Source organism: Streptomyces sp. NPDC031121, assembly GCF_055570615.1.
Map to the genome: position 1 here is coordinate 410,303 of NZ_JBVIGV010000005.1, position 19,201 is coordinate 429,503.

Genomic DNA, 19,201 nt, shown 5'->3' on the forward strand with positions numbered 1-19,201 from the left:
CGCAGGCCCGCCCGACCCGAGAGAAAGACCGCCGCGATGCGCCACGTCCTCGTCTTCGCCAAGACGCCCCACTCCAAGACCCCGTACGACCAGTGGCTGGCCGGCACGGGCATCACCCCGGTCATCGTGACCGCGACGGAGTACGCGGCGGGGTACTCCCACCTCCCGCACGTGCACGCCTTCGACGCGTACGACACCAACCAGCTCGTCGAGAAGACCGCGCTGCGCCTCGCCCGCGAGTTCGCGGTCGAGGCGGTCTTCGCCCGCGCCGAGGCGGACGTCGTACGGGCCGCCCAGCTGCGGGAGCTGCTCGGCCTGCCCGGCCAGCACACCGCGAGCGCGCTCGCGTTCCGCGACAAGGTCGTCATGAAGGACCACCTCGCGGGCGGCCCCGTCGAGATCCCCGCCTACCGGCGGCTCGACTCGGCGTACACGGCCCTCGGATTCGTCGCCGAGCACGGCTACCCGGTCGTGGTGAAGCCGGTGTCCGAGTCGGGGTCGCTGGGCGCGGCGATCATCCGCGACGAGGAGGAGCTGGACGCGTACCTGGCCAGCCCGTGGCGGGGCGCCAGCGAGGTCGAGGCGTTCGTCCCCGGCCAGATGTACCACGTCGACGGGCTGGTCGCGGGCGGTGAGGTCGTCTTCGTCCACCCCTTCCGCTACCTCCACGACTGCCTGTCCTTCCGGGACAACGACTGGGTGGCCAACCTGCCGCTCACCCCGCAGGACCCGGCGTACGACCGGCTGGTCAAGGCGGCGCGGGCGGTCCTCGCCGAGCTGCCGACCCCGCCGCAGACCGCCTTCCACGCCGAGTTCTGGATCACCCCCGACGACCGCCTGGTCTTCTGCGAGATCGCCAGCCGCACCGGCGGCGGCATGATCAGCTCGATGGTGCGGCACGCGTTCGGGATCGACCTGGACAAGGAGTGGCTGTACGCCGAGTGCGGCCTGCCCTCGACGCTCGGCAGCCCGGAGTACCGGCCCGCCGGGGCGCTGTGCATCCCGCCGCAGAACGGCGTCCTGGAGCAGCTGCCGGCCGCCGAAACCGGCACCGGCCGGCCCGAGTGCGTCCGCGAGGCGATGCTGACCGGGGCGGTCGGCCAGGAGTTCCACGGCGGGGTCAAGTCCGGGCTGTTCCTGGCCGGCTATGTGGTCGGCGGGGACACCGAGGAGGATGTGGCGGCCAACCTCGAACGCGTGGCGCGCTGGTTCTCCGACAACACCCGCTGGCGGCCCGCCGACTCCTCCGGAGGCACCGCATGAACGACCCGATCACCTCCCCCGCCGCCGGCGGGCTGCCCGGCCCGCTCGTCTCCGCCGACTGGCTCGCCGCACGGCGCGGGGCGGGCGCGGACGTGGTCCTCTTCGACGCCTCCGTCGGCGCCCACCGGGGCGCCGCCCGGCGCATCCCCGGGGCCCGTCCCTTCGACCTCGACGGGGACCTGTCCGACCACACCTCCGCCGTGCCGCACACCATGCCCGGCGCCCCGCAGTTCACCGAGGCGATGCGCGCGCTCGGCGTCCGCGACACCGACACGGTCGTCGTCTACGACGCGCAGGGCGTCTACTCCAGCGCCCGCGCCTGGTGGATGCTGCGCGCCATGGGCTTCGACCGGGTCGCCGTCCTCGACGGCGGCCTGCCCGCCTGGACCGCGGCCGGCCACCCCGTCGAGCCGGCGCCCGCCGCGTACGACGGCCCGCGCGGCGACTTCACCGCCCGGCCCCGGCCCGGCCTGATCGTGGACGCCGACACCGTCGCCGCCGCCCTCGCCGACCCGGCCGCCGCCGTCCTCGACGCCCGCACCCGCGAGCGGTACGCCGGCACCGCGCCCGAGCCGCGCCCGGGCCTGCGCGGCGGCCACATGCCGGGCTCCGCCAGCCTCCCCTTCGGGGAACTCCAGCGGGACGGCGGGACGATGCGCCCCGCGGACCAGCTCCGCACGGCGTTCGCGGCCGCGGCCGGGGAGCGCGAGCGGCTGTACTTCAGCTGCGGCTCCGGCGTCACCGCCTGCGTCCTCGCGCTCGGCGCCACCCTGGCCGGGTACGGCGACCTCGCCGTGTACGACGGCTCGTGGAGCGAGTGGGGCCTGCCCTCCGGCCGCCCGGTCGCCACCGGCGCGGCGGCGTCCGGCGGGAGCGGCTCACCGTGACCGGAAAGAACGGGACCGGGACGAACGGGTCCGGGCAGGCTGCGGCCGGACAGGACGGGACCGGGCAGGACGGGACCGGGCAGGCTGCGGCCGGGAAGCGCACCGGCCGCGGCGGCGGGCTCACCGCGAAGTGGCGCACCTTCACCGGGCTGCCGTCCGGCCTCAAGGCCCTGATCGGCCTGTCCTTCGTCGTCGCCCTCGGCAGCTACATGGTCACCCCGTTCCTCGGGGTGCTCATGGTCGAGGCCGTCGGCCTGGACATCCGGGTGGCCGGCGTCCTGGTGGCGGTGGCCACCTTCATCCAGTTCGGCGGCAGCATCCTCGGCGGCCCGGTCGTCGACCGGCTCGGGCTCAAGCGGACGATGGTGCTCGCGCTGACCCTGCGCACGGTCGGACTGGTGCTGTTCGGCCTGGCCGTGCAGGTGCCCTGGGTCGCGTACCCGGCCGTCGTCCTCGTGGCGGCCGGCCCGGCGCTGTACCTCCCGGCGAACAAGGCGTACATCGTCACCAGCGTCTCCGACACCCTGCGCCCGCTCTTCCTCGGGGTCAGCAGCGCCGCCCTGAACGCGGGCATGGGGCTCGGCCCGCTGCTCGCCGCCCTGCTGATCGACGCCGACCCGGTGCTGCTGCTCATCGGCCTCGCCGGGCTCTTCGCGCTGATCACCGCGGCCCACCAGGCCGCCCTGAAGCCGGTGGAGCGGCGCCCGGCCGAGACGCCGGCGGCGGCCGCGGCCGCGGAGACGCCCGGGAAGCGGGCGGCGCTCCGCTCCGCGCTCCGCCCGGTCCTCTTCACGTCCCTCGCCTTCTACGTCTACTTCTTCTTCCAGAGCTTCATGGGCCTGTACGCGACCGGGGTCGGCAACATCCAGGTCCTCGGCTGGGTCATGCTGCTCAACTGCGCCATGGTGGTCGTACTCCAGCCGCTGTGGGCCGACCGCATCGCCCGCGCCGACTACCGCCTGCTCGTCGCCGGCTCGTTCGCGCTGATGGCCCTCGGCACGGCGGGCATGGCCCTCGGCAGCATCCCCGCCCTGCTGGCGGGCACCGCCCTCTTCACCCTGGGCGAGATCTTCCTCTTCCTGCGCTGCGACCTGGAACTCGTCGACCGCGTGCCGGGCAATCCGGCCTTCGCCTTCGGCGTCCAGCGGCTGACCGCCGGCGTCGGCGGACTCCTCGCCGGCGTCGTCGGCGGCTTCGTCTTCGCCCACTACCAGGCCGCGGGCGACCTGGACACGTTCTGGCTGGCGGTGGCGGCCCAGGCCGCGGGCGCGGCACTCCTCGCCGCCCTGCTCGGCGCCGGCCGCCGCACTCCCGCGCAGGCACCGACCGAACCCGGACAGGCGGTGGCCGCGACCCGATGACCCACGATGCGCCCCTCTCCCGCGACACCCAGCTCGTCCACGCCGGCTCCGACCCGAGCCGGCAGGGCGGCTACGTCAACCCGCCCGTCCACCGCGCCTCCACGGCCCTCTACCGCGACACGGCCGAGATGGACGCCTCCCAGGCGGACCCGCTCAAGCGCGGCACCCCCGTCTACGGCCGCTTCGGCACCCCCACCGGCCGCGCCTTCGAGGAGGCCCTGACCGTTTTGGAGGGCGGCCACGCGACGGTGGCGACCTGCTCCGGCCTCGCGGCGATCACCACGGCGATCCTCGCGTACGTCCGGGCCGGCGACCACATCCTCGTCAGCGACTCCGTCTACCTGCCGACCCGCAAGTTCTGCGACTCGCTCGCCGCACTGGGCGTCGAAACCGAGTACTACGACCCGTGCGCGACCGGCGCCGCGATCGACGCCCTGATCCGGCCCCGCACCCGCCTGCTCTACCTGGAATCCCCCGGCTCGACCACCTTCGAAGTGCAGGACATCCCGGCGATCACCACCGTCTGCCGGGCCCGAGGGGTGGCGACCATCGCGGACAACACGTGGGCCACCCCCGCCTTCTGCCGGCCGCTGGCCCTGGGCGCGGGCGTCGACGCGGTCGTCCACTCCGCGACCAAGTACCTGACAGGGCACGCGGACAGCATCCTCGGCGCGATCGTCTGCACGGAGGAGAGCTACCCCCTCATCCGCGGCGCGGCCATCCGCCTCGGCCAGTGCGCGAGCGCCGACGACGTCTACCTGGGCCTGCGCGGCCTGCGCACCCTCGGCCCGCGGCTGGCCCGCCACCAGGAACAGGCCCTGGAACTGGCCCGATGGACCGCCGCCCAGGACGGCGTGGCGTCCGTCCTCCACCCCGGCCTCCCCGAGGACCCCGGCCACGCCCTGTGGCGCCGCGACTTCACGGGCGCGGCGGGCCTGTTCGGCGTCGAACTGGACCCGCGGTTCACGAAGCCCGCCGTGGACGCCATGCTGAACGCCCTCCGCATCTTCGGCCTGGGCCACAGCTACGGCGGCTACGAAAGCCTGATCGTCCCCACCGACCCCACCGCCCACCGCCTCCCGGGCACCTGGTCGGGCCGCGGCCCCCTGATCCGCGTACACGTCGGCTTCGAGTCCCCGGACGACCTGAAACAGGACCTGCGAAGAGCCCTGGAAGCCCTCCACACGGCATGACGCACACCACACCGCACCACCGATGACTTCGCCCCGGCCGCCGGGTCCCAAGCAATGACACACCGCACGCAAGGAGGACGGACCCCATGACGAACGACGCCGCAGCGAAGGGCCCCGCGAGCTACTTCCCCTCCATCGAGAAGAAGTACGGCCGCCCGATCGCCGAATGGAAGGACCTCATCCGCACCTCCTCCCTGACCGGGCACATGGAGCTGGTCGCCTGGCTCAAGTCGGAACACGGCCTGGGCCACGGCCACGCCAACGCCCTGGTCGCCCACACCCTCGCCGAAACCAAGGCCCCCTGACCGCCCCGCGACTCGTGCCGCCACGCCGGGTGACACGGACGACATCCGGCATCACGCATCGTGGCATGCTGGCGGGGAAGGATCCCTTCCGCAGTGACGCCAGGAGCCGGGCACGGGCCGCAGCACGACGCCGCGGGGCGGGTGGTTCCGACCGGCATTCGACGGCTCTCGTACCGCCTCATTGACCGGAGAGAAGGCATGAACATCAAGGACATCGGGCCGGAACCCCAGAGCTTCGACCTGGAGAAGGCGACGCTCGACAACACGAACTACCGCACGGTCGCCTGGTCCGGGAAGTACCTGCAGCTGACCCTCATGTCGATCCCGGTGGGCGAGGACATCGGCCTGGAGGCGCACCCGGAGACCGACCAGTTCCTCCGGCTCGACGGAGGCCGGGGCCGCGTCCAGATGGGCCCCGCGAAGGACCGGCTCGACTTCGACCAAGAGGTCGAGGACGGCTGGGCGATCTTCGTACCGGCCGGCACCTGGCACAACGTCACCAACATCGGCGACGAGCCGTTGCAGCTCTACGCCGTCTACGCGCCGGTCCACCACGCGCCGGGCAAGGTCCACGGCACGGCCGCCGACGCCGAGGCCGACGAGGACGCGGGCGGCGACGAGCCGCCGAACTGGTCGGTCCAGCCCGACCGCCAGCCGTCGGACAAGCACGCCTGACCCGCGCGCGGGGCGCTCCGGCCGGGGAGGGGCGGGGCGGTGCACTCCTCCGCCGCCTACGCCCCTCCGGCCCCTCCACCCGATCAGGGTTCTTCGGAGTGGGGCCCGGCGCCGCTCGGGGGTCTGCTGGTGGCCAGCCAGGACCGGGCCGGTTCGGCGGCGCGGGCGGTGTCGACGGTGAGGTGGAGGCGGGTGCCCCCGCCGGGGGCGGGATAGCTGCGCTGCTCGTCGCCGACGAAGCACCGGCGCAGGACATCGGCCACCCTGCGGGCGGCTTCCGGGGTGGCGGAGACGATCCGGACTTCGGCGTAGTCCGGTGGCGGCAGGGCTTCTGCTTCCGGCCCGTGGCGGTCCAAGGCTGCACCGTCCTCTTCTCCTGCGGGCGGCCCGCCCGCGAACGCGCAGAGCGGGCCGGACCGGCCTTCGTACCTCCACGGTACGTCCGGGGCGCGGTGCCGACCGGTTCCCCGGCGGGCAGCGGCGTGTCCGCGCGGCCTCCGCCCGGACCGCATCCCGGCCCGCCGGGCGGCACGGCCGCGGAGAACGACAAAGGCCGGGTCTGTGACCGGGGCCTTCACAGACGGGCGGAAGCCGGCCGTGTCCGTCAGGTGTTCCCGTGGGCGTTCAGCAGCGCGGCATCCCGCTGCAGCAGGCCGAGCAGCCCCCCGGCCCGGTGGCCGGAGGGCTCGTACGACACGTGAACCCGAGCCGGGTCATGGCCCGGAGCACCTCGCCGGCGCTGAAGTCGCGGCGGTCCTGGCCGGTGATGATCTGGCCGACCTGCTTGACGGGGTAGGTGCGGCGGCCGATGGTCACCGACGCGCCGCTGATCTGCTCGGGGGCGACGCCCTTCATCGATTCGAGGACACCGATCTTGGTCAGGTCGAAGGGGAAACGGGCGATGACACAGCGCATGAGGCCTCACGGGGGAAAGAAGGGGAACTGTCGTGTCGCGCGGGGTGGTTCATCGCGCGAGGTCGAAGACGCCCACGGCGCTTCCCTCTTCGTCGACGACGGGCAGGAGGTCGAGCCTGCCGTGGCGCATGGCCCGTTCGGCTTCGGCCACCGCGGTCAGGGGTGAGGTGACCGGCCCGCGGCCGCCCAGGACATCGCGCAGTCGGGCCCGGTTGGTGTAGGCCGCGCTGTCACGGATCGCGGTGAGCCGGGCCAGGGTGACCAGCCCGGTGCACAGGCCGTGCTCATCGCTGACGAGCAGGTGGCCGGCGCGGGCGCCGGACATGACGGCCAGGGCCACTTCAACCGTCATGTCGTCACAGACCTGTGGCCCGGTCGCCTCCATCGCGTCGCGCACCGTCCGGTGCGAGCGGTTCGAGCCGGCGTTCGACGCGCGGGGCTGCATCCTGGCCAGTGTCACGCGGTGCCTCCTGAAGAGAGTGTGCCGGTTTCCTGCTCATGTGGTTTCTCAGGCCGCCGAGTCGAGCCCGGTCTGCCGCACCGTCACGCGGCGGTCGGTCGGAGCAGGCCGACGTCCGACGGGGGCGTACGCCCTGCGCCTCGCGCGTCCGGCGACCGGCGGGGTGACGACGACGGGGACGCCGGGGGGCGCCTGCGAGCCCGTGATGCGGTTGAGGGCCTCTTCGCCGGAACGGACCCGGGTGGTCTGCGGGGTGATGCCCGTGGCGGCCATCAGGCGGTTCACGCCGCGGCGCTGGTCGGGGGTGACGAGGGTGACGACGCTGCCGGGCTCCCCGGCGCGGGCGGTACGGCCGCCCCGGTGGAGGTAGTCCTTGGGGCCGGTCGGGGGGTCGACGTTCACGACCAGGTTGAGGTTGTCGACGTGGATGCCGCGCGCCGCCACGTCTGTCGCGACCAGCACGGTCACGTGGCCGCTCTTGAACTGGGCGAGGGTCCGGGTGCGCTGCGGCTGGGACTTCCCCCCGTGCAGGGCGGCGGCGCGTACCCCGCTGTTCAGCAGGTCCCGGGTCAGCCGGTCGACGGCGTCCTTGGTGTCCAGGAACATCATCACCCGGCCGTCGCGCGCCGCGATCTCCGTCGTCGTCCGGTGCTTGTCGGCGGCGTCGACGTGCAGCACGTGGTGCTCCATCGTCGTCACCGCACCGGCCGAGGGGTCCACCGAGTGCACGACCGGATCGATCAGGTAGCGGCGGACCAGCCGGTCGACGTTGCGGTCGAGGGTGGCGGAGAAGAGCATCCGCTGCCCCTCGGGCCGCACGAGATCCAGAAGCGCGGTGACCTGCGGCAGGAAGCCCATGTCGGCCATCTGGTCGGCCTCGTCGAGGACCGTGGTGCCGATATCGTCCAGCAGGCAGTCCCCCCGGTCGATGAGGTCCTTCAACCGGCCGGGCGTGGCCACCACGACCTCCGCGCCTCCGCGCACCGCCGCTGCCTGCCTGCCGATCGGCATGCCTCCGACGACCGTGGCCAGGCGCAGCTGCACGGCGCGGGCGTACGGCATGAGGGAGTCGGCCACCTGCTGGGCCAGCTCGCGTGTGGGAACGAGGACGAGGGCGAGTGGGCGGCGCGGCTCGCCGCGCTTCCCGGCGGTACGGGGCAGCAGGGCGAGGCCGTAGGCCAAGGTCTTTCCGGAGCCGGTGCGGCCGCGGCCGAGCACGTCACGCCCCGCGAGGGCGTCGGGCAGCGTGGCGCCCTGGATGGGGAAGGGCACGGTCACGCCCTGTGCGCCGAGGGCGGCCAGCAGCCCGGCCGGCATGTCGAGGGACGCGAAGGCGTGGACGGCGGGCAGCGCGGGCGTGAGGGTCTCCGGCAGGGCGAATTCGCCTCGGACGGCGTCGCGCGTGCGCCGGAAACGGTCGTTCGTACGTGTGCGGTTCATTCAGAACCTTCCCTGGTGCGGCACGTATCAGGGAATTCCCGCGATGGAGGTCAGGGCGGGGAATCACGAGAACGGGCCGAACGGAATGCGGATACTGCTCTCTGGGTGCCCCTGGGGGAGTGGGTGTGTGAAACACGTGCAGCTGGGGCCCGCACCCCGAGGGATGCGGGCCCCAGCTGCACCATGCGCGTCAGCGTCAGGCGAGCACGATGTTCTCGGCCGTCGGGCCCTTCTGGCCCTGCGCGATGTCGAAGGTGACCTTCTGGCCCTCCTGCAGTTCGCGGAAGCCCTGCGCGGCGATGTTCGAGTAGTGGGCGAACACGTCTGCACCGCCGCCGTCCTGCTCGATGAAGCCGAAGCCCTTTTCCGCGTTGAACCACTTCACGGTACCAGCAGCCATGTTTTTCTCCTTTGGGGCAGTACGCCGGCGTCCGCACCGTGCGGAAGCCGTGTCGCCGCGATGATGCCCTGCCGGAAAACAACCGGAAAATATGAAGCGCTTCGATGCGGCACGGAGGCTGGTCGAAGGCGCCTGAAATTCTTGGGTACCAAAACTGCAACTGGGATCGACAGTAGCACGTAAAGGAGAGTTGTGGGTGTGCTGGTTTTTTCGCGCGCGCCCCGGTAAAAACTCTCACCGTGGTATCCGTCAAAATCTGCGCCGGCGGGCACAGATAATGAATGCCCTCAGTGCAGAGTTTTCCGGATGGGGGCGGCATGATGTGGTGCCTCCGCCATAGCCCTACTCGTCGAGCGCAGCAGGGCCGAGGGAGTCGACGTCCTCCATGAAGGACAGCATCCGGGCGTTGACCACGTCGGGGTGGTCGATCTGCGGGCCGTGGCCGGTGGCGGTGATGATCTCGGCGCGGGCGCCGGGGACGAGGCGAGGTACGCGCTCCAGCTGTCGCTTCGGGTGCACGAGCAGGCTGTGCTTGCCCATGATGACGTAGAGCGGGGTCCGGATGGAGCGCAGGGCGTCCTCGTCCAGCGGCAGCGGCGCGGGGCGGCGGATCCGGTAGGCGCGGGCACCGAGTTGGATCCACGTGCGCATTTCGGGGACGGCGATGACCGGCTGGTCCAGCCATGTGGCGAGCCGGGGGCGCAGCGGCTTCGGGGCGAAGGTGGCGAACAGGCTCACGAAGACCCAGGCGAAGAAGCGCAGGCCGACCTTCTCCAGGCCGCCGGGGTCGAGGGCGGTGACCGAGGCGAGCCGTCCGGGTCGCCGGTGCGCCTGGTTGAGCACCAGCCAGCCGCCGTACGAGGAGCCGACGAGGTGGACCCGGCCGAGCCCGAGAGCGCCGAGGGCCTCCTCCAGCCACTGGGCGGCGCGCTCGGGCTGCCACATGGGCTCGCGGTGGATGCTGCGGTTGGCGTCACCGGGGGTGTCGAGAGCGTAGACGGGGCGGTTGAGGCTGAGTCCCTTGGTGTTGGGGTACCACATCGCCGAGCTGTAGCCGGCGCCGTGGATGAGGACGATCGGGGTCCGGGACTCGGCTGCCGGATCCGCGGGCCCGTACCGGTAGACGTGGGTGGTGCCGAAGCTGGTCTCCACGTCCGTCTCGAAGCGGGCGGGTGCCCCCATCGCGTAGAGGACGTCGGCGGCGGCGAAGTACCGGTCGCGCAGGGTGTCGTTGACGTAGCGGCCGATGTCGCGGCGGGCGCGGACGGTGTTCTCGGGCAAGACGGCACCTCCTGTGAAGATCCGCTGTTCGTGGTACGACCGTATCACTACTGTGATACATCGGTACCATGAAGAGGGGGCGGCGGAACGCGGATCACCATCGACAAGCGGAGACACGGGAACATGCCGAAGCGCGTGGACCACGAGACGCGGCGAGCCCAGATCGCCGAGGCGCTCATCCAGGTCGCGGGGCGGCGCGGGCTGCACGCCGTCGGCATGCGCGACGTGGCCGCGGAGGCCGGTGTGTCGCTCCGGCTCGTGCAGTACTACTTCGAGACCAAGGAGAAGCTGCTCTTCTATGGTCTCCGGCACCTGACCGACCGCTTCAACGCGAGGGTGGGTGCCCGCCTGGCCGCTGCCGGCCCGGACCCGGGCCCGCGCGCGACGGTGGAGGCGCTGCTGCTGGCCTCGCTGCCGACCGACGAGGAGAGCCGTACGTTCCACCTCCTGTACAGCTCCTACGCGATCCTGTCCGTGACCGACGAGGCACTGGCCGCGCAGCCGTTCATCGACAAGCCCGACGCCGCGGAGAACGCCCTGGCCGGACTCGTGGAGCAGGCGCAGGGGGCCGGCCTGGCCGATCCGGAAGCCGACGCCCGCACCGAGGCGATCAGCCTGCTCGCGATGGCGGCGACCATGGGCACCAGCATCCTCGTGGGCCAGCGGAGCCCGGAGTCGGCGATCGCGGTACTCCACCACCACCTGGACAGGATCTTCACGACAGCGTGCTCGTAGCGACAGAGGGGGCTCGGCCGCAGGGAGGGCCGAGCCTCTGCGACTCGGTCGGAGGGGTTGCACCGCGCCGTCGACAGGCCGGGCCGGGGGGCGTCCACCCGCGGGCCACGCGGCCATGTGGCGCTCGGATGGTTGAGGCACCCCTGGTCGTGACCGCCGCCGCGGCACGGGCCCACACCTCCGGTGCGGTATCCGCCTGCTGCGGTCCACGGCTGCGACGGCCTCGGCCGGCGCCGGCGGCCGCCCGGCGTTCCCGGCGGGTGCATCGTCACCGACGGGTCGGCCGACCGGTGCCGGCAGCGGGGCGTACTCGCCTCAAGCCTGCTGCGGGGGCGTGCCCGATTCGGCGGCGCGGCGGTACTCGGCGTTGATGCGCTGGGCCTCCTCGAGCTGGTCCTCGAGGATGATGATGCGGCAGGCGGCCTCGATCGGGGTGCCCTGGTCGACGAGTTCGCGGGCACGGGCGGCGATGCGGAGCTGGTAGCGGGAGTAGCGGCGGTGGCCGCCCTCCGAACGCAGCGGTGTGATCAGGCGGGCTTCGCCGATGGCGCGGAGGAACCCCTGGGTGGTACCGACCATCTCGGCTGCTCGGCCCATGGTGTACGCGGGGTAGTCGTCGTCGTCGAGACGGTCGTACGAGTCGTCTGCTGTCATTTGCACCTCTCCGTGAAACGCATAGAGGGGCCCTGGTGCCGGTACCGGCACCAGGGCCCTGAAGGAACTACTACACCACCTGCCGGCCCTGATGAAGCGCCGGCCTTCTGTGTCCGCACACCCGGCCCGGTTGCTGCCGGCGGTGCGGGGATCGCGGTTGCTCGACCGAAGACCACCTCGCTCACGATGTCCTGCGGTACCCGGACCGGAAGCATCCGCCCGGGCGATCCCGATGGCGCCGTGTTCCTCCGTTCTCCCTCGCTGATCAACTTCCTGTACTGCGGACTGCTTGTGCTGCTCGCCGGCAGTTCGTCCCTGCCAGGCCTGCTGTCTCTTCTGGTTACGACAGAGAACATAACGCGGACACCACTCAATGTCTACTGTGGCCGATGCAGATTTTCGTGTCCCGGCCGGGTAGGTAGTCGGTTGCGGGCGGAGTGCGATGCGGTCGGAGGCGCGGCGGGCCGCACTGCCGGATCCTCCCTGGGATGCACGAGAGGACCCGACCGGCACGTGCGGTCGGGTCCTCTCGAAGGTCCGGATGTCAGCTCACCGGCACCCGTGGATCGTGGTCAGGCCGTCGGAGCGCCGAGTGCCGCAGAGGCTCGCTGGACGGCATCGAGGCCGTGGGCGGGCGCGCTGCCCTGCGCGAGGCCGCCACAGGTGAAGCCGAGTCTGGTCATGGCGCGGACGACTTCACCGGCTGTGAAGTCGCGGCGGTCCTGGCCTGTGACGACCTGGCCGACCTGCTTGACGGGGTAGACGTGGCAGCCGATGGTCACGGACTCGCCGGTGATTTCCTCGGGCTCGACGCCCCTCATGGATGCGACGACGCCGTTCTTGGTGAGGTCGAAGGGGAAGCGGGCGATGACACAGCGCACGATGCCTCACATGGAAGGAGGGGGGAGGGGAAGAGCGGCACGTACCGAAAGATTCCGAAGGGAGGGAGAGGCGTCGGAATTTTCTTGCGAGGAGAGGGCAAGCGGGCGGGGTTGTCAGGGCCTTTGATGAACGAATGCAGCCGGGGCCCGCACCCTGAAGGATGCGGGCCCCGCTACGTGTGGCGCGTCAATGTCAGGCGGGAACGATGTTCTCGGCCGTCGGGCCCTTCTGGCCCTGCGCGATGTCGAAGGAGACCTTCTGCCCCTCCTGGAGCTCGCGGAAGCCCTGGGTGGCGATGTTCGAGTAGTGGGCGAACACGTCAGGGCCGCCACCGTCCTGCTCGATGAAGCCGAAACCCTTTTCCGCGTTGAACCACTTCACAGTGCCAGCAGCCATGCCATGTCTCCTTGGGGCAGTGCAGCGGAGTCCGCACTTTGCGGATTCCGTGTCGCCGCGATGATTCCCTGCCCGGAAAACGACCGGAACGCAAAACGCTCCCCTACGGCCTGAAGCCGGCGGGGCGCCTGAAATTTGCGGGTACCAAAACTGCAACGTATTGGACAGTAGCATGCCGGCGCCGCCCGTGGGCGGTCCGCTCTTCTCGCGTGTGTCGTCGGAAAAAACCTCCCAGGGAGACCCGTCAAAATCTCTGTCCGGGAACACAGATATCCGTTCCTCCGCGAATTCGGCGTGTCGGCCGTGACGGCGGTCGTCGCGGGGTTCGCGGTGGTGGTGCGACGTGTCGCGGCGGACAGCAGGCGGATCGGCGGGTGACGTCACACGGCGCAGCCGCCTTCCTCGCCGTTCACCGGTCGTGATGCTCTGTGGTAGCCGGCCCGCCCTTACGCGTAAGGTCCGGGCGACGACGAGGTCCCAGACCGCCCCACCTCACCACCGGGAGAACCCGTGACCGACAGCAAGAACATCAACAACCCCGTGGGCCAAGGCGGCGGCCAGCGCAAGAAGTTGTCCCGTGCCGAACGGCAGAATAACGGTCCGCACCGCAACCGCGACCGCCGGGGCGCCGCCGAACAGAAGGCCGAGCTGGTGCGCAAGATGCGCGAGAGGACGCGTGCGGTCGGGGAGGCCGAGCAGACGAACGGCGACGCCGCGCAGAGCTGACGCACCACCGCCGCGGGGCCGCAATAGCCACCTCCGCATGTTCCGCGGGTGTGATCATGCGCGTCGGAGCCCCGCCACCGTCGTTACGCGGGGCAGCTAGCCTGCCTCGCGTCGAGCCGCGCTCGTGCCAGAGGCGGACGCTTGCGCGTCCCCGTCGAATGAAGGTTTCGACCTCCCCGAAGCCGGGCGCCCGGAAGGGGTGTGCGCTGGGATGCGGTGATGTTGCAGCGGTGCGGGGAGACGCCTCTGCCGGAGCGGAGAACGGCGAGGTCAGTCGATGACAGGGGTCCTCTTCAGTGCGTGTCCAGAACGGATCTGGTGTGCCGTGACCGGGCACGGCGGTCCTACAGCTTGCTCATCTTGGCGTACGGACTCAAGATCCGCTCTTGCGTCGAGCCGAAATCCACGACCACCGCTATCCCGGCCTCGATGCCGGTGACCCGGCCGAGGCCGTGCACGTCGTGGGTGACCTGGTCGCCTACGGCGAACTCCTGAGGAGGCCGCGTGACCGGGGCTTTGAAGGGGCTGGTGGGCAAAAAGCGCTTCGGTGCACCTGGCTTTGTCATTGCCACCAGTATGCGCCCACCCGTATCCGCTACGGCTGTCCACGTCCGCAGCGCGCAGTAGCCGAGGGAGGTCTCGCCGAAGAGCAACAGCCCCAGGTCGTTGACCTGGGGCTTGTCGTGGAGCGGATGACGGGAATCGAACCCGCGCTGTGAGCGTGCCCGGTACGTGGACCTTCACAATGCCTCTGACCTGCTGAAATGAGTGCCAAAGGGGGGGTTCCGGTTATCCCCGGTCGGCCCGCCTGTCGACCGCTGTTCACCGCCTCTGCTGGCACGCTGTGGCACGGCCTTCGCGACAGGCGGGACGCGAGGGGGGATGGACCAGACGGGCTGTGACGCAGCGCACTTCGCTCGGAGCGATGACTTCGCGCCCGGCCGTCGGTCACAAGAGCGACACCACCGACGCGAGGAAGGCCGTCCATGACTCACCTGCTCAGCGCTCCCCAACACACCAACTCCGTCGCGCCCGCGTCTGGCCTTGCGGCGCGGAGGGCTCTGGCCGGTGGCGTGATGGCGGGCCCGCTGTTCCTCCTGGCCGGCGTCGCTCAGGGCTTCGCGCGGGACGGGTTCGACTTCACCCGTCACGCGATCAGCCAACTCGCCCTCGGGGACGCGGGCTGGATCCAGACGGTCAACTTCCTGCTCACCGGAACGCTGCTGATCGCGGGTGCGGCCGGTCTGCGCCGGGTGCTGCACGGAGGTGAGGGAGGAACCTGGGGCCCGGCCCTGGTCGGTGTCTTCGGTGCCTCGTTCTGGGCCGCCGCGCTCTTCCCGGCCGACGCCGGGGCGGGATTCCCCGAAGGCTCCCCGGCCGCGACGGCGATGAGCGGGCACGGCGCCGTGCACATGGCGGCCGGGATGGCCGGTTACCTCGCCCTGTGTGCCGCGTTCGTCGTCCTGGCCCGCCCGCTCGCCGCCCGGGGCCACCGCCGCTGGGCCCGCGTTTCGCGCCTCGTGCCCGTGGCCGTTCTCGCCGGGTTCATGGCCTCCGCCGCCTCCGTCCTGGCCTTCACCGCCGGTGCGGGCCTCGGCCTGCTGGGGCTCACCGCAGTGACGGCCCGCCTGGCCACCGCCCAGGCGAACCGCTAGCCACCTCCGCTCCTCCCCGCTAACCAGGCACATGGAGCTCGTCTCCTAGCTCAAGTCCGAGCACGGTCTGGGCCACGGCCACGCCAACGCCCTTGTGGCGCACACGCTCGCCGAGAGCACCGGCCAGTGACCGAGAACGTGATCACGCCGTCCCGCGGATGGCAGATCATGTGACGCTTCCAAGGAGCCGACGGAGCACGTGCCGCAGGACGTCTGGTCGCTCCAGATGAACGTCGTGTCCCGTCCCGGGGACGCTCAGGGCCACCGTCTCCGGCCGCCGCCGGAGCATCTCGTCAATCTCCGCCTGCGAGATGGTGCCGGACTGGCCGAGGACGGCCAGGGTCGGGCAGGTCACCCTCGACCACTCGTCCCAGAAGGAACGCCGGGCAATCTCCGCCAGCGACTCGACCATCACGTCCCGGTCGAAGCGCGGCCACCAGCCGCCGTCGTGCTCCACCAGGCCGGCCGCCCAGCCCATGCCGACCGGACCGCCGCCGAGGAACTCGACGGCGGCCTCCTGCGACGGGAACGGCCTGGGCCAGGCGTCGAGCCACCCCCCGATCTCCGCTTGTACGTCACGGTTCGGCCCACCCGGGCCGGCCTCCACCAGAACGAGCGCACGGAAGAGGCCGGGGTACGCGGCGGCGGCGAGCATGGCGGTGTGGCCGCCCAGCGACTGGCCCACCAGGACAGATCGCTGGAGGCCGAGTTGTTCGACCACGGCGACGGCATCCGCGACGTACGCGGCCCGGGACACGTCCCGCGGACGGCGCTCGCTGGCGCCGTGGCCGCGCTGGTCGACGGCGACGACCCGGTAGCGGGGGCTCAGGTCTCCGGCGATTGCGTCCCATTCGCCCACGTGGCCGGCCAGTCCGTGCAAGAGGACGACAGACGGCCCCGAACCTCCCCAGTCACGGCAGGAAATGCGGACGCCGTCACGGACGACGATGTGCTCTGACCAAGGCATGTGGGGTGGGGTCCTTCAGACATGGGCCGGGGCAGCCATGGGTGGCGCTGGTTCAGGAGAGGAGGTCGGGCCTATGTGTGCGGGCAGGCCGAAGAGCGGGAACAGGTGCTCGGTGTCACGGAAGGCGGTGATGCCGGCGATGCGGTCGCCGGAGAACTCGACGACCTGGAGCGCCCAGGGCTCGTAGCCCGTTCCGTCGGAGCCGGGCCGGTACTGGCCGAAGGCGAACGTGCCGTTCGCCATGGTCGGGACCAGGCGGGAGCCGTGACAACCCACGGCGGGCCCGGTCAGCCACGCCTGAATGTCGGAGACGCCACGCATCCACTTCGCGTACGGGGGCAGGCACAGCGTGGCGTCGACGTGGAGCAGCATGCTCAGCTCCTCCATGTCGTAGCGGGAGAAAGCCGTGGCGTACCGCTCGGCCAGCACGCGGCGGACGGCGTCGGACGGCCGGGCGCTGGAGGCATCGGCGGGTCCGTGGTGCAAGGCCAGCGTGGCACGGGCCCGCTGCAGGGCACTGTTGACCGAGGCGACGGTCGATCCGTGCAGTTCGGCGACCTCGCGGGCCGAGAAGGCCAGCACGTCCCGCAGGATCAGTGTGGCCCGCTGCCTGGGCGGCAGGTGCTGGAGCGCGGCGACGAACGCCAGCCGCACCGACTCGCCCGCTGCCACCGCCGCCTCGGGGTCCCCTCCGGGACAGGGCCCGATCCATACGGCCGGCTCCTTCGGGGCTCCCGGGGCGGAAGCTCCGGGCGACGGTTCCGAGAGGTCCATCGGCAGAGCCCGCCGCCTCCCGGCGGCCAGTGCGTCCAGGCACACGTTGGTGGCGATGCGGTAGACCCACGACCGTAGCGACGCACGCCCCTCGAACCCCTCGGCGTTCCGCCAGGCCCGGACCATCGTCTCCTGCACGGTGTCCTCGGCCTCTGCGTACGAGCCCAGCATCCGGTAGCAGTACCCCGTCAGTTCTGCCCGGTGCTTCTCCAGCCGGACCGCCGTCTCGTGCTCGCCGTCGCCCACGACAAGATCCTTCATGCTCGTCCCGCCCCCTGATGTGCCCCTCCGAGGCCATCGACCAGCTGGTTCCAGTGATGTCCTCCGCCGCATGAAATTACCGGCCGGCAGTGGCGTACAACCAGTGATCGAGGTTGAGAGCGGTAGACGGCCGGCCAGGAGGCGGACGGTCTGGACAACGGAGAAGCCCCAGGTCGTTGACCTGGGGCTTTGTCGTGGAGCGGATGACGGGAATCGAACCCGCGCTATAAGCTTGGGAAGCTCATGTTCTACCATTAAACTACATCCGCAGGTCGCTCCAGAGGTCTGGAGCTGTACCGTTGCACACTCTACCCCATGATCGACCCCCGGTGAATCTGCCGCGGGGTCGTTGTTCGTTTGTGGGGTGCACCGGCCTTCGCGGGGGCGGGAGTTGGGGCGTAACGTACCGGTGTGGCGGGTCGCGGGAGTGGCGGCTGGAGGCCGGTTTCGAACATCCCCTAATGTGGCGATTCGTCGCAGTACGGCAGGTTGGGGAAAGGGACTCGATGGAGAGCACCGTCGTCCGTTGTGCCGAGGGGCACGTGTTCAGCACCGCTTCGTTCCCGCTGCAGCACCTCGGTGCCGGCCGGATCGGGCCGGGCCGGCTGCTGCGGTGTCCGCGGTGCGCGCGGCTGAGGCACGCCGTGCCCGTCGAGGCGGCCGTCAAGCGGTAGGCCGCAGGGCGCCCGCGGTCGTCCCGCCCCCTCGGCGGGCGCCGCGGCGCCCGGGCGCCGTACTCGATTGGGGGCGGCTCGCGCCCACTGCGTATCCTCGGGACGTGCTTCTCTCCGACAAAGACATCCGGGCCGAGATCGACAGCGGCCGGGTGCGCATCGACCCGTTCGACGAGTCGATGGTGCAGCCCTCCAGCATCGACGTGCGTCTCGACCGCTACTTCCGGGTGTTCGAGAACCACCGCTACGCCCACATCGACCCCGCCATCGAGCAGCCGGACCTGACCCGTCTGGTCGAGCCCGAGGGGGACGAGGCGTTCATCCTGCATCCGGGCGAGTTCGTGCTCGCTTCGACGTACGAGGTCATCTCGCTGCCCGACGACATCGCCTCCCGGCTGGAGGGGAAGTCCAGCCTGGGCCGCCTGGGGCTGGTGACGCACTCGACGGCCGGGTTCATCGACCCCGGTTTCTCCGGTCACGTCACGCTCGAGCTGTCGAACCTCGCCACCCTCCCGATCAAGCTCTGGCCCGGCATGAAGATCGGGCAGCTGTGCATGTTCCGGCTCAGCTCGCCCGCCGAGTTCCCGTACGGGAGCGAGCGGTACGGATCGCGGTACCAGGGTCAGCGCGGGCCCACGGCCTCGCGCTCCTTCCAGAACTTCCACCGCACCCAGGTGAGGCACGAGGCATGAGTGTTGTACGCGAGTCCCTGAACTACGAGGGCTTCGGCCGCGCCGTGCGCGAGCTCGCGAAGACCATCGCGGACGACGGCTACGAGCCGGACATCATCCTGTCCATCGCCCGCGGCGGCGTCTTCGTCGCGGGCGGGCTGGCGTACGCCCTCGACTGCAAGAACATCCACCTCGTGAACGTGGAGTTCTACACCGGCGTCGGCACCACCCTGGAGATGCCGGTCATGCTCGCCCCCGTCCCGGACGCGATCGACTTCTCCGACAAGAAGGTCCTGATCGCCGACGACGTCGCCGACACCGGCAAGACGCTCAAGCTCGTCCACGACTTCTGCGTCGGCACCGTCGCCGACGTCCGCTCCGCGGTCATCTACGAGAAGTCCCAGTCGCTCGTGAAGTGCGAGTACGTCTGGAAGCGGACCGACGACTGGATCGAGTTCCCCTGGTCGGTCGAGCCGCCCGTCGTCCGGCGCGAGGGCCAGATCCTCGACGCCTGACCTCGCTTTTCCCGGATGGCGAAAGGGCCCGCCGCCCGCACCGTGAGTGCGGGCGGCGGGGGCTCGGCCCTTCGTGTCTGTTTTCTCCCAGGGGCCGAGACTTGGTATCTA

The 19,201-nt window shown here is 71.1% G+C and carries 23 protein-coding genes, 1 tRNA gene and 1 pseudogene; 12 read left to right on the forward strand and 13 right to left on the reverse strand.

All coding sequences use genetic code 11. From position 1 onward, the window contains the following. Nucleotides 1-36: 36 nt before the first annotated feature. From ACZ462_RS12045 to ACZ462_RS12070, 6 genes are all read left to right on the forward strand, one after another. The gene (locus tag ACZ462_RS12045; protein ID WP_467809535.1) at nucleotides 37-1,263 is read left to right on the forward strand and encodes an ATP-grasp domain-containing protein; all 1,227 of its coding nucleotides are present in this window, start codon (nucleotides 37-39) and stop codon (nucleotides 1,261-1,263) included. Further along, nucleotides 1,260-2,150: a sulfurtransferase gene (locus ACZ462_RS12050; RefSeq protein WP_467809536.1), complete on the forward strand. Its 891-nt coding sequence runs from the start codon at nucleotides 1,260-1,262 to the stop codon at nucleotides 2,148-2,150. The genes ACZ462_RS12045 and ACZ462_RS12050 overlap by 4 nt, the downstream gene beginning before the upstream one ends. Continuing rightward, on the forward strand, nucleotides 2,147-3,511 hold the full coding sequence (locus ACZ462_RS12055; RefSeq protein ID WP_467809537.1) for an MFS transporter: 1,365 nt from the start codon (nucleotides 2,147-2,149) through the stop codon (nucleotides 3,509-3,511). Before ACZ462_RS12050 ends, ACZ462_RS12055 begins: the two co-directional genes overlap by 4 nt. Further along, nucleotides 3,508-4,704, forward strand: coding sequence for a cystathionine beta-lyase (gene metC, locus ACZ462_RS12060; protein WP_467809539.1), 1,197 nt, complete (start codon nucleotides 3,508-3,510; stop codon nucleotides 4,702-4,704). The genes ACZ462_RS12055 and metC overlap by 4 nt, the downstream gene beginning before the upstream one ends. Before the next feature lie 86 nt (nucleotides 4,705-4,790). After that, entirely contained in the window at nucleotides 4,791-5,009 is a 219-nt protein-coding gene (locus tag ACZ462_RS12065; RefSeq protein ID WP_467809540.1) for a DUF4287 domain-containing protein, read from the forward strand. A gap of 198 nt (nucleotides 5,010-5,207) precedes the next feature. Then, nucleotides 5,208-5,684, forward strand: a complete 477-nt coding sequence (locus tag ACZ462_RS12070) for a cupin domain-containing protein (RefSeq protein ID WP_467809541.1) — start codon at nucleotides 5,208-5,210, stop codon at nucleotides 5,682-5,684. Between the two features lie 83 nt (nucleotides 5,685-5,767). On the opposite strand, the gene ACZ462_RS12075 is transcribed toward ACZ462_RS12070, so the two are convergent. The 6 genes from ACZ462_RS12075 to ACZ462_RS12100 form a co-directional block, all read right to left on the reverse strand. After that, nucleotides 5,768-6,040 carry a hypothetical protein gene (locus ACZ462_RS12075; RefSeq protein ID WP_467809542.1) on the reverse strand — a complete coding sequence of 91 codons (273 nt, stop codon included), beginning with the start codon at nucleotides 6,038-6,040 and terminating at the stop codon, nucleotides 5,768-5,770. A gap of 268 nt (nucleotides 6,041-6,308) precedes the next feature. Continuing rightward, complete coding sequence (locus ACZ462_RS12080; RefSeq protein ID WP_467809543.1) at nucleotides 6,309-6,599, reverse strand: SCO5918 family protein; 291 nt, start codon at nucleotides 6,597-6,599, stop codon at nucleotides 6,309-6,311. 49 nt (nucleotides 6,600-6,648) lie between these two features. Continuing rightward, on the reverse strand, nucleotides 6,649-7,059 hold the full coding sequence (locus tag ACZ462_RS12085; protein ID WP_467809544.1) for a CBS domain-containing protein: 411 nt from the start codon (nucleotides 7,057-7,059) through the stop codon (nucleotides 6,649-6,651). 48 nt (nucleotides 7,060-7,107) lie between these two features. Next, on the reverse strand, nucleotides 7,108-8,499 hold the full coding sequence (locus ACZ462_RS12090) for a DEAD/DEAH box helicase (RefSeq protein WP_467809545.1): 1,392 nt from the start codon (nucleotides 8,497-8,499) through the stop codon (nucleotides 7,108-7,110). A 196-nt stretch (nucleotides 8,500-8,695) separates the two neighbouring features. Beyond that, the gene (locus ACZ462_RS12095) at nucleotides 8,696-8,899 is read right to left on the reverse strand and encodes a cold-shock protein (RefSeq protein ID WP_210867802.1); all 204 of its coding nucleotides are present in this window, start codon (nucleotides 8,897-8,899) and stop codon (nucleotides 8,696-8,698) included. Between the two features lie 342 nt (nucleotides 8,900-9,241). Continuing rightward, nucleotides 9,242-10,180 (reverse strand): alpha/beta fold hydrolase, encoded by a 939-nt coding sequence (locus tag ACZ462_RS12100; protein WP_467809546.1) that lies wholly within the window; start codon nucleotides 10,178-10,180, stop codon nucleotides 9,242-9,244. Between the two features lie 123 nt (nucleotides 10,181-10,303). Here ACZ462_RS12100 and ACZ462_RS12105 point away from each other — a divergent pair, with 123 nt between their 5' ends. Then, nucleotides 10,304-10,915, forward strand: coding sequence for a TetR/AcrR family transcriptional regulator (locus ACZ462_RS12105; protein ID WP_467809547.1), 612 nt, complete (start codon nucleotides 10,304-10,306; stop codon nucleotides 10,913-10,915). Between the two features lie 315 nt (nucleotides 10,916-11,230). Here ACZ462_RS12105 and ACZ462_RS12110 read toward each other — a convergent pair whose 3' ends face one another. The 3 genes from ACZ462_RS12110 to ACZ462_RS12120 all read right to left on the reverse strand — a co-directional run bounded on the left by ACZ462_RS12110 (nucleotide 11,231) and on the right by ACZ462_RS12120 (nucleotide 12,847). Beyond that, nucleotides 11,231-11,569 carry a MerR family transcriptional regulator gene (locus tag ACZ462_RS12110; protein WP_467809548.1) on the reverse strand — a complete coding sequence of 113 codons (339 nt, stop codon included), beginning with the start codon at nucleotides 11,567-11,569 and terminating at the stop codon, nucleotides 11,231-11,233. Nucleotides 11,570-12,141: 572 nt separating this feature from the next. Further along, a complete protein-coding gene (locus ACZ462_RS12115; protein ID WP_467809549.1) occupies nucleotides 12,142-12,450 on the reverse strand; it encodes an SCO5918 family protein in 309 nt (102 codons plus the stop codon). Nucleotides 12,451-12,643: 193 nt separating this feature from the next. Continuing rightward, entirely contained in the window at nucleotides 12,644-12,847 is a 204-nt protein-coding gene (locus ACZ462_RS12120) for a cold-shock protein (RefSeq protein WP_190223980.1), read from the reverse strand. 510 nt (nucleotides 12,848-13,357) lie between these two features. Here ACZ462_RS12120 and ACZ462_RS12125 point away from each other — a divergent pair. After that, nucleotides 13,358-13,573: a DUF6243 family protein gene (locus tag ACZ462_RS12125; protein ID WP_467809551.1), complete on the forward strand. Its 216-nt coding sequence runs from the start codon at nucleotides 13,358-13,360 to the stop codon at nucleotides 13,571-13,573. A 344-nt stretch (nucleotides 13,574-13,917) separates the two neighbouring features. Here ACZ462_RS12125 and ACZ462_RS12130 read toward each other — a convergent pair whose 3' ends face one another. Then, nucleotides 13,918-14,139, reverse strand: coding sequence for a hypothetical protein (locus tag ACZ462_RS12130; RefSeq protein WP_467809552.1), 222 nt, complete (start codon nucleotides 14,137-14,139; stop codon nucleotides 13,918-13,920). 420 nt (nucleotides 14,140-14,559) lie between these two features. Here ACZ462_RS12130 and ACZ462_RS12135 point away from each other — a divergent pair, with 420 nt between their 5' ends. Both ACZ462_RS12135 and ACZ462_RS12140 read left to right on the forward strand, forming a co-directional pair. Further along, on the forward strand, nucleotides 14,560-15,228 hold the full coding sequence (locus tag ACZ462_RS12135) for a DUF998 domain-containing protein (RefSeq protein ID WP_467809553.1): 669 nt from the start codon (nucleotides 14,560-14,562) through the stop codon (nucleotides 15,226-15,228). Nucleotides 15,229-15,232: 4 nt separating this feature from the next. Next, nucleotides 15,233-15,358: pseudogene (locus tag ACZ462_RS12140) on the forward strand (DUF4287 domain-containing protein); the annotation flags it as partial. Between the two features lie 36 nt (nucleotides 15,359-15,394). On the opposite strand, the gene ACZ462_RS12145 reads toward ACZ462_RS12140, so the two are convergent. From ACZ462_RS12145 to ACZ462_RS12155, 3 genes are all read right to left on the reverse strand, one after another. Next, on the reverse strand, nucleotides 15,395-16,195 hold the full coding sequence (locus ACZ462_RS12145) for an alpha/beta fold hydrolase (RefSeq protein WP_467809554.1): 801 nt from the start codon (nucleotides 16,193-16,195) through the stop codon (nucleotides 15,395-15,397). A gap of 15 nt (nucleotides 16,196-16,210) precedes the next feature. Continuing rightward, nucleotides 16,211-17,230 (reverse strand): sigma-70 family RNA polymerase sigma factor, encoded by a 1,020-nt coding sequence (locus ACZ462_RS12150; RefSeq protein WP_467809555.1) that lies wholly within the window; start codon nucleotides 17,228-17,230, stop codon nucleotides 16,211-16,213. Nucleotides 17,231-17,425: 195 nt separating this feature from the next. Further along, nucleotides 17,426-17,499, reverse strand: a tRNA-Gly gene (locus ACZ462_RS12155). A gap of 509 nt (nucleotides 17,500-18,008) precedes the next feature. On the opposite strand from ACZ462_RS12155, the gene dcd reads away from it, so the two are divergent. Together dcd and ACZ462_RS12165 are read left to right on the forward strand one after the other, a co-directional pair. Then, a complete protein-coding gene (gene dcd / locus ACZ462_RS12160) occupies nucleotides 18,009-18,596 on the forward strand; it encodes a dCTP deaminase (RefSeq protein WP_189812233.1) in 588 nt (195 codons plus the stop codon). After that, entirely contained in the window at nucleotides 18,593-19,090 is a 498-nt protein-coding gene (locus ACZ462_RS12165) for a phosphoribosyltransferase (protein WP_189812232.1), read from the forward strand. The genes dcd and ACZ462_RS12165 overlap by 4 nt, the downstream gene beginning before the upstream one ends. The last annotated feature ends 111 nt before the right edge of the window (nucleotides 19,091-19,201 follow it).